This is a genomic window from Hymenobacter lapidarius (genome assembly GCF_001816145.1).
GTDB classification, from domain to species: Bacteria; Bacteroidota; Bacteroidia; order Cytophagales; family Hymenobacteraceae; genus Hymenobacter; species Hymenobacter lapidarius.
The window spans coordinates 67,776-82,601 of sequence record NZ_MDZB01000068.1; the positions used below are offsets into that span (position 1 = coordinate 67,776).

At 61.1% G+C, this 14,826-nt stretch carries 7 protein-coding genes; 5 read left to right on the forward strand and 2 right to left on the reverse strand.

What is annotated here, in order from left to right; all coding sequences use genetic code 11:
• The first annotated feature begins 31 nt into the window (after positions 1–31).
• Together BEN47_RS03940 and BEN47_RS03945 are read left to right on the forward strand one after the other, a co-directional pair.
• A complete protein-coding gene (locus tag BEN47_RS03940; RefSeq protein ID WP_070725325.1) occupies positions 32–3,136 on the forward strand; it encodes a DUF1156 domain-containing protein in 3,105 nt (1,034 codons plus the stop codon).
• Positions 3,137–3,350: 214 nt separating this feature from the next.
• Positions 3,351–6,683, forward strand: a complete 3,333-nt coding sequence (locus tag BEN47_RS03945; RefSeq protein WP_070725327.1) for a DUF499 family protein — start codon at positions 3,351–3,353, stop codon at positions 6,681–6,683.
• 619 nt (positions 6,684–7,302) lie between these two features.
• Here BEN47_RS03945 and BEN47_RS03950 read toward each other — a convergent pair.
• A complete protein-coding gene (locus BEN47_RS03950) occupies positions 7,303–7,551 on the reverse strand; it encodes a helix-turn-helix domain-containing protein (protein WP_158010835.1) in 249 nt (82 codons plus the stop codon).
• 179 nt (positions 7,552–7,730) lie between these two features.
• Between BEN47_RS03950 and BEN47_RS03955 the strand changes: the two genes are divergently transcribed.
• The 3 genes from BEN47_RS03955 (at position 7,731) to BEN47_RS03970 (ending at position 12,172) form a co-directional block, all read left to right on the forward strand.
• Positions 7,731–8,618, forward strand: a complete 888-nt coding sequence (locus BEN47_RS03955; RefSeq protein WP_070725329.1) for a WG repeat-containing protein — start codon at positions 7,731–7,733, stop codon at positions 8,616–8,618.
• A gap of 1,930 nt (positions 8,619–10,548) precedes the next feature.
• Positions 10,549–11,121, forward strand: a complete 573-nt coding sequence (locus tag BEN47_RS03965; protein ID WP_125921482.1) for a hypothetical protein — start codon at positions 10,549–10,551, stop codon at positions 11,119–11,121.
• Positions 11,122–11,188: 67 nt separating this feature from the next.
• Complete coding sequence (locus BEN47_RS03970; protein ID WP_125921483.1) at positions 11,189–12,172, forward strand: hypothetical protein; 984 nt, start codon at positions 11,189–11,191, stop codon at positions 12,170–12,172.
• A 1,229-nt stretch (positions 12,173–13,401) separates the two neighbouring features.
• Here the strand turns inward: BEN47_RS03970 and BEN47_RS03975 are convergent.
• Positions 13,402–14,571, reverse strand: coding sequence for a hypothetical protein (locus tag BEN47_RS03975; RefSeq protein WP_070725339.1), 1,170 nt, complete (start codon positions 14,569–14,571; stop codon positions 13,402–13,404).
• Between the last annotated feature and the right edge of the window lie 255 nt (positions 14,572–14,826).

Here is a 14,826-nt window from a genome sequence, read left to right on the forward strand (position 1 = left end):
GGTGGGGCTGGCCGGCCTTTTTCCTTGCCTTATGTCCTCCCCCACCTATAAAAAACTTATCGAAGTCGCCATGCCGGTCAAGGAAGTGTCGGCCGAGAGCGTGCGCGACAAATCCATTCGGCACGGGCACATTTCTACGCTGCACCTGTGGTGGGCGCGGCGGCCGCTGCCGGTGTGCCGCGCCGTAGTGTTTGCCTCCCTCGTGCCCGACCCCGACGATGGCCTGGCCCCGCCCGCCTTCCGGGCGGCCGTGAGCCTACTGCTCGGAGCGGCGGCCGGCCTGCCCACCGACCCCTACCGGCCCTACGACGACATCCCGTACACGGCCGCCGTTGACCGCATGGCCGACACGCCCCGCAACCGCCTGCTCATGTTCGTGGGCAAGTTCTCGGACAAGTTTGCCGAAAACGAGAAGGCCGGCCGCAAAACCGCGTCTAAGGAGCAGCTCAGCGCCCACAGCCTCATTCGCTGGGAAAGCAAAAACGACCCCATTATCATTGGCCGGGCCCGCCGCCTTATTTGGGTGGCCCACAACGCCAGCGCGGCGCCGGAAGCAGGCACTGCTGCGCCCCGCGCCGTGAGCGCCGAGCTGACCACCCTGCTAGCCGACTACGGCCGCCACGACCAGGCCATTCGGGCCGCCGAGCAGGCCCTGTATGCCCTGCCCGACCGCCACGAGGCCAGCCCCGAAGCCGCCCGCCTCGAAGCGGCGCTGCACCAGGCTATTGAGGCGTTTCTGGACCGCATGCCCCGCGTGTTCGACCCCTTTGCCGGGGGCGGAGCCATTCCGCTGGAAGCCGCCCGGCTGGGCTGCCGCGCCTTCGGCAACGACATCAACCCCGTGGCGCACATCATTCAGCGCGGCAGCCTGGAGTTTCCGCAGCGCTTTGGCAAGCCCATTACCTACAGCCGCGCCGCGTTTGTGGCCCGCTATGGCGAAGCCGAGTACACCCGGCAGCACGCCCGCCAGGAGCTGTTCGCAACCGACCCCGACCGCATCCGCGTGCCCAACCGCCTGGCCTTCGACGTGGACTTTTACGCCCGCCAGCTGCTTGCCCGCGCCGAAGCCGAAATCGGCCAATATTACCCCGCCGATGCCAAGGGCCGTAAGCCCATTGCCTACTACTGGGCGCGGGTGGGTACCTGCGCCAACCCGAGCTGCCGGGCCGAGGTGCCGCTGCTGCGTCAGTTTTATTTGGTGAACCGCCCTGGCAAGCAGGTTTATCTGGAGCCCATTATTTCGGGGACGCAGATTGACTTTCAAGTAAAGAATGGCTACTACGAGACAGAAGGATGGGTGCGGGACCGCAAAAGCCTGAAGTGCCCGTGCTGCGGGAGCACGACGGCAAGCTCCGAATTGAAGCGGCAATTTCTGGCTGGGCCGGTGCCAGAACGCCTCCTTGCTGTGGTTGACGGCACCGACGAGGGGCGCGCCTACCGGGTGCCAACTTCGGCGGAATTGGGCGCGGCAGCCAACGTGCCGATGCCCACGCTTTACTTGGAAGAAAAGCTGCCCCACGAAAACACCAAGCAGTTTGACGTTTGCCCGTGGGGCTACCTCGAATACGGGCAGCTGTTCTCCAAGCGCCAACTGTTCACGCTGCAAACCCTGCTGGCCGCACTGGATGGGTTGAAAGTGGAGCTGAACGCCGCACAAAGTGACTACGCGCAGGCCGTAGTTACCTACCTGGGCATTCTCATGGACCGGTTGGCCATTCTGAACACAGCCTTCGGTATCTGGCATACAGGCCGCGAAACACTGGAACGGCCGATGGGCCGGCAGGCCTTTGCGATGGTATTCGATTACCCCGAATCCAATCCGTTTTGCGACAGCACGGGCAGCGCCGCCAACCAGCTGGACTGGATTACGCGCTTTATCGTGGAGGAAAGTCAGACGCCGTTCAGTACCCTTTGCCACAATGCTTCGAGCGGTGACAATTCACAGTTTGCCGCCAAGTACCTGAACGCGGTGGTTACGGACCCGCCGTATTACGATGCCATTCCCTACGCCGACTTGTCGGATTTTTTCTACGGCTGGATGAAGCGGACGCTGGGCGACGTGCACCCACTCAACTTCGCGTTCCCCCAAACGCCCAAGACCGAGGAATGCACGGCCATGAAGTATCGCCACGGCGGAGCACCAAAGGCCAAAAAGCATTTCGAGAACAAGCTGCAACAGATTTTTGTCGCCATCGAGCACCAGACCTCGGACGTGGTGAGCATCATGTTTGCCCATCAAAGCACCGAAGCCTGGACGACGCTGTGTAATTCCATTCTGGGAGCCAGTATGAATATCACCGGCTCGTGGGCGAACGACACTGAAATGACTGGCGCCCTCAAAGCCGACAAAGCTTTCCTGGCCTCTTCCGTCACCGTGGCCTGCCGCCCATCGCAGCGGCGGGGCGAGGGCCACTACAAGCAGGTAAAGGAAGAAATTGAAGCAACCGTAGCGCGGGAAGTAGAGGAGCTATACCGGCTGGGCTTCCGCGGTGTGGACTTGCTCACAGCCTGTTTCGGGCAGGCCGTGAGCGTGTTTGGGCAATACGCGCAGGTGGAAAAGTCGGACGGCACCACCGTCACCGTGGCCGACCTGCTGACCCTGGCGCGGGAAAGCGCCTTTAAAGCATTGCTGAAAAACTTTGAGGGCGACGACTACACCAAGTTTTACATCGGCTGGCTCCAGCTCTACGGCTTTGTCGAAACCGACTTTGACGACGCGGCCACGTTCAGCAAAATGGGGTTGAGCATCAACGTGGCCGACTTGCTGGCCAACCGCATTTTCCTCAAGAACGGCAACAAGCTTACCCTGGCCAGTGCCACCGAGCGGCTGGCCGCCAGCCGCCACCTGGGCGAAGACGCGGCCGACCTGCTGCTCGACCAAGCCCACAGAGCACTGAGCCTCTACCGTCGGGGGCAGCGCGACCCCCTGCTGCGCCACCTGGCGCGGGTAGGCGGGAGTGCCGAAATGCCGTTTTGGCGGGTACTCACGGCCCTGGGCGAAGTGCTGCCCGCCGGCTCCGACGACCGCCTGCAAACCACCGGCCTACTGGCCGACCGCGACAGCCTGCTGCGCGAAAGCAAGCAGCTGAGCCAGAAGCCGGCGGTGCTGGCCACCGGGGATTTGTTTGCGGAGTAGGGCAGTAATGCACTTGCCGCCTTTTCCAGAACATTATGCTGAGCGGAGTCGAAGCATCTCTACCGCGCAAGTAATCAATGCTGCCATAACGAAGCGTTAGAGATGCTTCGACTTAGCTGCGTCTCTGCTTGATGCGCAGAATGCTCAGCATGAAGTTCTTTTTTGCTTGTTCGCTTTTTCCTGCGCCAATACTTAACCGATTTTTTTTCACGCTATGCCGCTCACTTCCTACCAGAAAGATAACCTGTTCAAAGGGCTGGGGCTCTTCATTGAAACCATCCGGCCCTACGTGGTGGGGCACCTCAGCGCCCGCCACGGCGAGGCCTGGCCCACGGCCTTTCCAGCTGAGGCGTTGAGCGAGAAGCAGCGCGCCAGCTGGGACGAAGGCCGCCGCGCCGGCTCGGAGCCGGCCACGCTGGTCGATTTTCAGTACTTGAGCGCCTTTGCCTACAAATACCCCGACCTGCTGACTCCCGATTTCGGGTCCAAAGCCAAGAAGGTGGCGACCTGGTTTAGCGACATTGCCGAAGTGCGGCACCAACTGGCGCACTTCAACCCGGTGGTCGAAGACGATGCTGCCGAGCGCGCCTGGCTGAACATGCGCGAGATTGCCACCAAAGTGAAAGAACCCGCCCTGGCCGACAGCCTGACCGAGCTGCGCAACCGGCCGGCCGAGCCGCTGCTCGAACCTGCACCAACCTCCGCGCCGACGGCCCACGTGGGTGGCCCCCGGCCGTGGTTTGAGGTGGTGAAGCCGCAGCTCGACATCCAGCAGGGACGGCTTGATGAGAGCGTGTTCGCAGCCAACGTGGCCGAAGTGGCCCTGGGCAACGGCCGCGAGCTGTACCGCAACGCCGACATTTTTTTCTCGAAAACCTACTTCACCCAAGGCCTGCGCACGGTAGCGCGGCGTGTGGTGGAAGGCCTCAACGGCGGGGCCGACGCCCAAAACCGGGTGGTGAGCCTGCAAACCGGCTTTGGAGGCGGCAAAACACACACCCTGATTTCACTCTGGCACCTGGCCAAGTCGGGCGAGCGACTGCGCGCCGAGGTGGCCAACGAGCTGCTGGCCGCCAGCGCCTTGCAGCTCCCGCTGCTGCCCAACTTCAAGGAAGCGCAGGTGGCTGTGTTCACCAATGCCACCAACGACGTGGCGTCGGGCCGCGAGGTGCCCGGCGGCCCGCACCTACGCACGCTGTGGGGCGAGTTGGCCTGGCAGTTGGGCGGCGCGCCGGCCTACGAACTGGTACGGCAATCGGACCAGGAGTTGATTTCGCCGGGCGGACGCTTCGGGCAGGTGCTGGAACTGGTGAACCAGCAGCGGGGCCCGGCGCTCATTCTGCTCGACGAGCTGGCCGACTACTGCGTGAAAGCGGCCGGCAAAGTAGTAGGCGGCAGCACCTTGGCCGACCAGACCATCAGCTTTTTGCAGGAGCTGACCGAAGCCGTGGCCGGCGCCGCTAATAGTGTGTTGGTTGTGACCCTGCCGGCAAGTGCCTCCGAGGTGAGCGACTCGCCGGAAGCCGGACAGATTCTGGCCCGGCTGCAAGGGCGGGTGGGCCGCATCGGTGCCGACACGCAGCCCGTGACCGACGAGGAGATTTTTGAAGTGGTGCGACGCCGCCTGTTCGAGGACCTGGGTCACGAGGCCGTGCGCAAGGCCGTGGTGGGGCAGTACCACGACTACTACCAGACTCTGATGGGCGACATCCCATCTAGCGCCATGCAGGACAGCTACCGCCGGCTTATGGAGAAGGCCTATCCGTTTCACCCCGAGCTGATTGAGGTGTTTCGCAAGCGCTGGGCCAGTCACCACGGCTTTCAGCGCACCCGCGGCGCGCTCCGGCTGCTGGCCGCTATCCTGGCCGACTTGTGGCAACGGCGGGATAATCTGAAAGGAAAAAGATGGCTCATTCACCCCAGCGACGCCAAGTTGGAGAACCTCGACGCCCTTACCGGTACCCTCAAGCAGCTCTACGGCAGCGGCTACGAAGCTGTGCTTACGGCCGACGTGGCCGGCTCTTCGTCCAACGCCCGCAAAATTGACGACGCGAAGCCCGAATACGGCGGGCAGTTGGCGCAGGGCGTGGCCACCACCATCCTGCTCAACTCGTTCGGCAACGACGGCAGCAACAAGGGCCTGAGCGTGAAGGAGCTGAAGCTAAGCGTGGTGCGGCCCCACGAACTAAACCACAACACCGTTAACAGCGCCTTGGATGAGTTGGAAGGCAACGCGCACTACCTATACTACGCCCAAAGCGGCGATGGCAAGCGCTACTGGTTCCATACCAAACCCAACGTCAACATCCTGATAAACCAGGCCAAAAACGATGTAACAGACCCCAGTGTGGAAAGTGAAATCCAGCGTCGGGTGATGGAGAAAACGGCCCGCGTTACGGGCTTCAAGCTGCTGGTGAACCCTTCTGACGACGTGCCAGAACAAATGCAGCCCACGCTGGTGGTGCTGCCCTTGGAGTTGAGCTTGCGCCCTGACGGCACCCTGGAAAAAAAGGCACTCACCCGCATCGAAACGCTGGCTACCAAGCGGGGCAACGGCGAACGGATTTACCGCAACACCCTGCTGTTTCTGCTGGCCTCTGACATGGGCGCTGCTAAACTAAAAACCACCGTGCGGGACTACCTGGCCTGCGAGAAAATTCAGCAGGATTACAAAAGCCAGCTCGAACCCGAACAGCGCAACGACCTCAAGCGCCGCGGCGAGGAGTGCCTGGCCCAGGTAGAAAAAGCCTTGGTAGCCGCCTACTCGGTAGTGGTAAAACACGCTGTGAAAGGCGGCATCAAGCAGTTTCAGCTTAAAGAGTTTGCCGCCACCTTCGATGCCCAGTTGACAACCAATCTGCCGGCCTTGCTGGAAGCCGAAGAAGTGCTACTCATGAAAGGAGTGGGCCTCGGCACGCTACGGCAGCATGGCTTACTGCCCGAACCGGCCCGTTCGCTACGCACTAAAGACGTGTATGAGGCCTTTTTGCGCTTCGACGATAAGCCGATGGTGTGGAAACAAAGCGCGGTACAAGACAGCCTACTGCGGTACTGCCTCAACGGCGACTTTGCCATTGCCGCCAGCGACAACGGCACCGACCTTACCCGCGTGTGGCTGAAGGAGTCCGTGCCGATGTTTGAGGTAACGGAGGCCACCTACTGGCTGGTGGACAAGACGCTCGCTACCCAACCTGCCGAACCACCAGCTAATCCAATTTCAACAGGCAATGGCATTGCCTCTGGCAGCAACGACGACACCCAGGGAGGGGATAACCAGTCGGTCCCTGGTTCGAGCCCAGAAGGGAGCACAGGAGCCGGTCCCAAGGCATTCAAGACTGTAACGGTTTCGGGTAAGGTGCCAATTGAACAATACACCCAGCTTTTTGCCAGCTTTATTCGGCCCCTCATCAACAATCAGGTGGAAATCAGCATCAGCATCCGGGGCCGCTCCACTGCGGCTGTTCCGCTTACCGAGAACAGTGCCGAGTACAAAATCATTAAGGAATCGGCCCAACAGTTGGGACTAAGCTTGGAAGAAACGGAGTAGCCCAATGTGCTTGCTTGGCCTGCAATATTTTTCCTCATCATCTCTTCCACGCTTTCATCCTCGCGGACGTTTGGCGTTTCAAAGTCAGTCAGGTATTGGAGGCGCTGAGCGGTCGAGACATAGCGACGCGTGGGCCGCTGGGCTGCGGCTGCCCGTCGTGCGAGTTCTACCTGGGTATTAATCGGCCAACGCGCAAACGCACCGAGTCTTGGCATTCGAAGGCGTGATAGTAGCCCGCAGTTGCTCGGCCGCATCGAGATAAGGCGAGCCGAAGATGAAGGCGGAGAGTGTAATCTTACAAGCACCTTCTCGGTGGTCGTAGTGGAAAAAGCCATCGACAGGATACACTTCTTGTAGGGGTCTCTTATTTCCAGTGCCTCATGGCCGAATAATTGGCCAACCAACCCATTCCGTCAGGATGTCAGGATAGCAGTTGGGCTTTAGAAGTGCGCAAGCCCGTTCATCCCTCAAAGCGGCATCGGTGTGAGAGCTACAGGACTCTGATCCCCTGTGCCTGGTTTGCTGCAACTCCTCTACCTAGCTTTCGCTGATTTCACGCTGGCCAAAGCAACCGTCCGTCATATGCTTCTAGGTGCATAACACCCTCTATTGAATAGTGCTACTTATTTGAATTCGGGAAATCCATCAGCTCCCGGGGCGAAATCTCCAGGGCGTGGGCCAGGGACAGAAACACGTCCAACGAGGCGGCGAGCTGGGCCTTTTCGATGCGGTACACCGTCATACGGGACACGTCGGCCGACTGCGCCAGTACCTCCCGGCTCCAACCGCGGGCTTCCCGCAGCCGCTGCAGATGGGCCCCGAACGCCTGAATGCCTGCCTCGTTTTTCACGTCGGCAATCTGACGCAAGAAAAAACACCACTTGTAACGTATTTGGTACAAGAACATCGGAATGATTTTCTTTGTGGGTTCAAGGATTCACCTCATTTTTCCTAACCCCAATGAAATCAGTGTTACTTCTCTCTCTAGCGCTCGCTCTGTCAGCCAAAGCAAGCGCTCAAAAATTGGAACCCGCCCTTATCCAGACCATGGGCGGTGAAAAAATCGGCTACAAGAATCCCGCCGGCCAAGTCGTCATCAAGCCCCGGTTCGAGGAGGCCAACGTCTTCCTCAACGGCTACGCTACCGTTAGCATTGGCGGCCGATGGGGCATGATTGATTCCACGGGCCGCGAAATCCTGCCCTTGAAGTACCGCGAGCTGGACTACTTCGCAGAAGGGCTGGCCGGGGCCAGTCTGGATGGCAAGAAGTTCGGATTTATCAATACGGCGGGCGCCGTCGTGATTCCTTTCACCTTCGACGGCGTCGGCAGCTTCAGCGAAGGACGGGCCACCGCCATCCTGGGCCGCAAGTGTGCGCTCATTAACAAGAAAGGAACCCTACTGACGAGCTATAAATATCAGGGCATTGAGGAGATGCAGGGCGGCATTGCCCGGGTTTTGCTTAAGAACGACAGCCCTGACGGGGTGGAGCAGAGCAACTTCTGGGGCTTTATCGACGCCAACGGCCGCGAAATCTCGAAGCTCAATTGTTACGGTCACGATTCGAAAAACCTCGGCAACGGCTTTGCTATCGCCTGCGTTAAATTGCCTGTGGCGCAGCAAACGCAGTACACTGATTACGCCTCGGCCCTGTTGGACAAAACCGGCCGCGTCGTGATTCCTTTCTCGGCGGGTTACAACTTCGACTCCTGGACGGACAAGTACCTTCAAGTAAAGAAAGGCTTTCCCCACGGAGTGGTAGACTATACCGGCAAGGTCGTGTTGGCGCCCAACTTCTGGCAAATTACCGACTTCGTTTATGGTGAGGACGGAAAATCGTTGGCGAAAGCCTTCACGTCGGAACGGGAATTCTTCTACATTAACCGCGAATACCGGTGTGTGGAGTACAACCGGGTAAAGTGCCCCGAATACTAAAATAGGGCATAGCGGTTCTCTAATGCACAACGGCCAGCGGATGAACTTCCGCTGGCCGTTGTTTTTAAAATATTGGTAGCGATTTATTGCCGCACAATGACTTGCGCCTGCGGTTACTCTCTCTAGCTAATGCTACGAGGAAAGGCCGTTGCAAGCTTGCTCATACGCTTTCCGTACGACGATTCGGTATTGAAAGTCGTCGGCGCACCACGCAGAGCCCAGACGGCCGCCGGCTTTGCCCTGCCTGTCTGGAAGTTCGGCGTTTTAGCCGCATCCCTCCGCAAGTGCTACCAGGACCGCCAGAGCAGATATAAGCGCTGCCGGCTCGCTGGCACCGTCAAGGCCGACACGCTCTCCAGTTCAACAAGTGGCTCCGGGCCCTGCACCTGTTCAACACCCAGCGGAGCGGGCCTACAAGCCCCGGTTCTGCGCTTTTCCCGCTCTTTTTCGGGGTAAAGCAAACCTTCGGCTTGCGAACTTTCCATGCACTGCTCGTGACGCTGGCGACGGGCTTCCCCGGGCTGCTCCGAAGCAGGCGTATGGACGGATTGCCGGGAGTCGGACGGCGAGCGGTGAGCGGCGAGCGGTGAGCGGTGAGCGGTGAGCGGTGAGCGGAAAAATTAAGCGAGATGTAGGAAGGGATTTCTTAAGGTTTTGGGTCACCTCCACGCTGCGAGGCCGCCAGTGCCGCTAAACCTGCCCCCTCCCGACGCCTACTGGGTGAAGGCCATCCGCTTGGCCAGCTCTAAGCTAGCGGCCACGTAAAAGCCGATAACTTTTTGAACAACGCCGCCCGTTTGGCCGGTTCATCCGGGTAGCACTGCTGCGCGGCCTGCCGCATCCACGGCCGGCACCGGCCTAACCACCGGCTGGCGTGGGGCTGCCGAAAATTGCTCCTGCACGCCCCAAACTTTATGCAGACGGTGACCAGCTCAGCCTGCGTCCGCTTTCGATGGGACTGCGCGTGCAGCAACCCGAACAAGAGCAGATGGTCCGGGGTAGAGAAAGCCGCGTTTTGCGACCACTTTATTTTTGGTTCTCCTTCCGGCGTTTGAGCGACTGCCCGCGGGGTTGCCGCCGGTTCACTGGCCGGCGCGGCGCGGTGCCTGCGGCCGCTGATGGCCATCGGCGCGCCTACGATGCGGGCGAATTCGTCCCCGAGGGCCCTAAACTCGGCAATGGTCAGCCCCAGCCAGCGGCGAGCGCGGGCCGCGTAGAGGGTGAGGTCTCGGCCTGTCTGATGCCCTTGGTCAATCAACCGCTGCTCGGCACGGTGTCGTGAGGCTTTCCGTTTCGCCGAAGCTTTTGCTCGAATACGGGCCGTTATATCGGATTCCATAGCTCGTCAAAAGGGATGCACTTTGTATAAAATTTTATACATATTCATGAAAAGCCTAGAAAGCAGGCGTCTTATAATTAAGCATTTAACGACATTAAAATAGGCAGTTCGTGACAGATCGGTACTGAAAGCGCGATGGTAGCCCTAAGTATAAATGAGAGGGGCCAAAAGGCCAAAACGCCCTCCCACTTACCCCGTGTGCCGCGTCCAAAACTATCACATTTCCCGTCGATTCCTGCAGTTCCAGGCCAGCCTATACACGCTGACCCGGACCCCTAGGGTTCCGCGCGGCCGGTTCGTCCGTCCCCCACCGCGGCACCGCAGCCGGTAAGCGTGTCCACGCAGACGAGTTGGGCGCCTCGACCCCGAAAACCTGGTCGCCGAAGTTTTCAGACCGGGTCCTTCGTCGTTGCAAGGCGGCGCTCCCCGCCGACCGCTGAAATGCGTCGGCCTCCCATCACCTTGTCCAAAGCGGGCCAGCCTCAACGGCACCGGCGTGCCCCCTCCCAACGGCAATTATACAAGCAGCTTACGGGCTAAAAGCTCTTGTTCAACCTCACCATTCAACGCCTCATTCGGCTCTTAACTCCCATGCTCGAATTCATATCCAACGAAGCGCTGGCAAACCTGGCCACGTTTCACGACCAGCTCCGCTTTCCCCTAACTCAGGTAGCAAACGGCGCCACCTTCCTCATGCCGACCAGCATGCATCTGCCCGTGAAGCTACCCACAGGGCTACACGATACCGCGAGCCCCGGGTCAACTCCACAAGGCAACGGTGCCACCCCTACGGCCGGCGCCACCCAGATGCAGTGGATACTGACGCCCCCGCAAAAACGCCACAAAGGCGAGAAGAAGGTGAAGTGGCCGGTCAACGTGCCGGAGCGCTTTGTATTTCCCCGCGGTACGCGCCTCGACCTGCTCGAGACCCTAGTCCGTTTGACGGCCGCCGTGGAGCAGGCCGGCTGGTCGATTCCCACCGCGTTCGCCCGTCCGCAAGACCTGGAACTCACCCTCGCCGCCGGGGCAGGCCTCATTGACCTCACGCTGCACCACGGCTTGGCCAGCACCCCGCTCTACGCCGAGGTTACCCGCGCCCACGACCCGGCGGCCGCCGCGCGGGCGCGGGCCATGCTGCTGGACCTCTGCCCCATTGCCCGGTAGGGCTTAGGGCGCAATGCCGCTGACCATCTCTGCAAATCTGCTTTACCCACCCCTAATGCCTTTCACCATGCCCTTACAACCCACCGTCAAAGCCGATGTGTACTTCACGCTTCTGCGCGCTGTGTGTCCCACCGAAGGGATTCCGGAAAGCGTCCTGCGCAGCCAACTCTGCCAAGCAGGTGTTCCAGACCCGCCCCAACTCATTCAGGTCGCAATTCAGCAGAAGCTGCTGCGCCGGGTCCATGCCCGTCCGGAGCTTCAAGACCGGGAAGAATCCAAGCTGTTCTTCCGCGTAAACCCGCCCGAAAGCTGCCCCGCGCCCCTGTTCTACGAATATTTCTGCCTCCGCGCCTCCCGCCCGACGCGCTACCAGCTAGACCTGGTCAAACAAGCTGAAAAAGCGAAGCGCGCGGCGCGGCGCCGCGATAACCAGGCATTCCAACCGGCATGGGAAGACACGCCGCCGCCGCCGCACCCCCAGGCCGCTGCGCCCATCGACTTCTATCGCGGGAACAAGCAGGTTCCGTGTGGCACCACGACCCTGCCGGTACTGCTCGACGGCATTAAGCGGGTCGGAAGCCACCTTCAGGCCCTGACCACGGCCGTGGCGTGCGTTTGTGACACGCCCTTCGAGGCGGCGGTCACCCAACTTCAATACGCCATCGGCGTGCGGGGGCTCGAGACGCCCGCAGAAGGCCTGCCTACCGCCGCCGGCTTGGGCCTGCTGCACCTGGATTTTGACCCCGCCGCACAGCAGCGGCACGATGTGCAAGCCCTGCTGTTCCAGGACGAGTACCTGCGCGAAGGAATTTTGGGGCTCTTCGGCGAACCGCAGCCTGGGCGCCTGACGCTATTGGTTGAGTTAGCACCCCTGTGGAGGACCACCGACGAGGCCCTGGCCGAGTGGCTCGGCTACTTCCATCAACGCTACCGCGCCGCCGGCCTGACCTGCTACCTGCCGCAGGTAGACGGACAGCCCGTGCAGCAGGTGAAGGTCTGGCACGACCCCGAAGCATACGAGCACGAAGACCTGCGGCGGCGCCAAGCGTAGCTGGCAGCGAGTAGACGCAAGTGACGGCCCGCCTGAGCGGGCTGACCACCGCTTGCAACGCCGGCTTCGAACCCGGCGCAGCGTGGACCAAAACACAGGCGGTGGTGGCCACCAGCCGGTGCGCTTTCCCGATTGGCCCAAGCTTTTTGGCGCCCGAAGCCCTTGGCGCAGAGCCAGCCAGGGGCTCCGGGCGAAGCGTTTTTTGCTGCGGCCTTCCGGTGTCAAGAAGGCGCTTCGCCTTACCAACCAAGGTGCAAGGTGCAAGGTGCAGAAATAACCGGAACCCATGAAAACCCTAGAGACCAAGGACTTTGACTCCCAGTGATAGGATAACATAAAATCCTCGTCGCCGGGTGGGCTTTTCGTGGCCTGGTCGGCCGTGGCCCTCCGGTCGGGCGGTCCTGCCTTGGCGGGCCTTTCCGGTGTAAGCGGCTTCGGCTGGGCTGCTCCCGCCCGCGAGGCGGGAACAACCGGTGAACCGAGCTGAGTGGCACCGAAGTCCGGTTACATTTTTCGCTCTGGCGTGTTGGTGAAGGGTAGTGAGCCGGGCTGCGGCGACCAGGTCGAGTGGGCTTATGGCCTGGTCCTAGTTTGTTCATCGGATGAGCCGAAGCTTGCCCGCACACGGTGACGGGTAGAAGCGTTGTCATGCCCGGAACTCGCTAAGAGTCTAGCGTCTAAGGCCTTAGCTATTCTCTACTAGGATAACATAAACCGGTTGCCCGCTCTTGTTCCTCTTCCTTTCTCTGGTTGCCGCCCTGTTGGCGGTTGTCTCGCGGTTTGGGGGAGCGATTTGCGATTTGGTGGATATTGGCGGTTGAGGTTTTGTTGTCTGTCCTTCTGCGGCTGTTTGTCAGCTTATGCTTTGGTGTTCGCCAAGATTTTCTAGCCATTGCCAACGGCTGCATGTTGTCGCGGCCCAGCTTCTTCGCTTGCTGTTGGCCCGCTGGGCTTGGCCTTCTTAAACGGGTTATGACATGCCCTGGCGCTACACCGCCCAAGCGGGCCTGCCAGTGGAGCCGTTCCGCCCTGGTTACGCCGCCCATGACCGCCACCGGGCGGTCGTGCTTTGCCGCCCGCTCGGAGTGTCGTGGTCGGGGCCTGGGGTCTACCAGACCTAAAAAAAGGGCCAGTCTTGCCAGGCGGTGGCCCTGCGCGCTCAACCGCGCAGGGCCATGGTCAGTCCCATTCCCCAACCGCGCTCGACCGGTTGGCCGATGTTTGCCACCTCACGCGGCGGCGAACAGCTCGCCGTACCAGTCTTCGGCGCTCAATGGGTGCGGCGGTATCGCCAATTGGCGCCTCCGGCCTCGTTGAGCTGGGCCCTGCCGCTTAACCGGTACCGTAGGCGGCGCTGCTGCGGCCGGCGGTTCCATAGCCTGGACCGGGGCTTCGCCCGGTTGCGCCTCGCTGCCCCAGACGGTGCGGCTGAACTGGGGCGGGAGGCCCACCCAGCGCGTGAGCTGCGTTCGCATCAGCTCCTCAACATGGTCGGCTACGTCGCCAGGCACAATCAGACTGTCGTGGATCGAGTACACGGGCACGTCGAACCGTTTGCGAATGAGCGGCACGAGCTTCTGAAGAAACAAGTTCGATTCGAGGGTCTGAAGCAGGCACGCCAAATATTTATAATCATACGACTTATAAGCCCGCAGCACGGCGTCTACCGTGGGAAAGAGCCGGGTGAAGGTCTCCTTGGCCACGGAGGTGGCGACGTTGTGGGAAAAGAGCGCTTCGAATACCATTGCTTTAACCTCGCCCTCGCTGGCTTCTTCCTGGCCCAGCGCGAGGCCCAACTCCCGCCGCAGATAGGGGTAGAACTGGCCCGACGCGGTCAGCTCGCGAAACCGCAGCACGTCTTCAGGGAACTGCACAACGCCTTGTTCATCAGGCGCTCCGTAGGCTTGCGTTATGATAACATAAGCTCGTTCGGCGCTTCGGGCGTGTTGGCGGCTGGCCTGGCTCAGCGTGGGCGTGGTGGTGGGCTGAGTTGGCGGGGTGGCCCGGCGCGCGGGGCGCTGACCCGCGCGCGCCAGCCGCTGGGTTTTTGGCTTGGCCGCCTGCTCGGCCCTTTCTGCCCGCCCCGCTCCTTCCCGTTGCAGGGTGATGGGCGGGTGGGCGCCGCGCCGACCTTTCTTGTAGGGCTTGGAGTACCAGGACAGGGTCAATAGGGCGTTGATAAGGTACGGCTGAGAATTTTTCAGGTCGATGGCAACCAATTTCGCCCAGCTCTCGGCGTAGACGAACCTGCGAAGTTTGGTTCCGAGCCGCGTGAGCACGGTGTGGACCCGGCCGTAGTCGTCGATGACGGCCCGGAAGTCGCGTTCCTCGATTTGGGCGATGCTGGCGTGGCGCTGCCGGTACTGCTCGTAGGGGTCCTTCGTCTCGCGGGTGCCCACCGCGGCCGTTTCGTCCCCCGGGTGCCCATGAAGCCCGTCCGGGCCGGCGGGCGGGTTGGGGCGGGGTCGCGGGCGTCGGCCCCGCTTTTTCTTGGCCTCGCGCGCCGAAGGGTCGCGCAGGGCCCGCTCCAGCTCCTGCGCGATGAAGGCCCGGGCGGCAGCACGTAGCGCAGCGCAATAAAAACCAGAATAAAGATAAACCAGAAACGCATAGAGCTAAAAACGTAAATGCCGCCGCAAGATACGGCCAGCGCA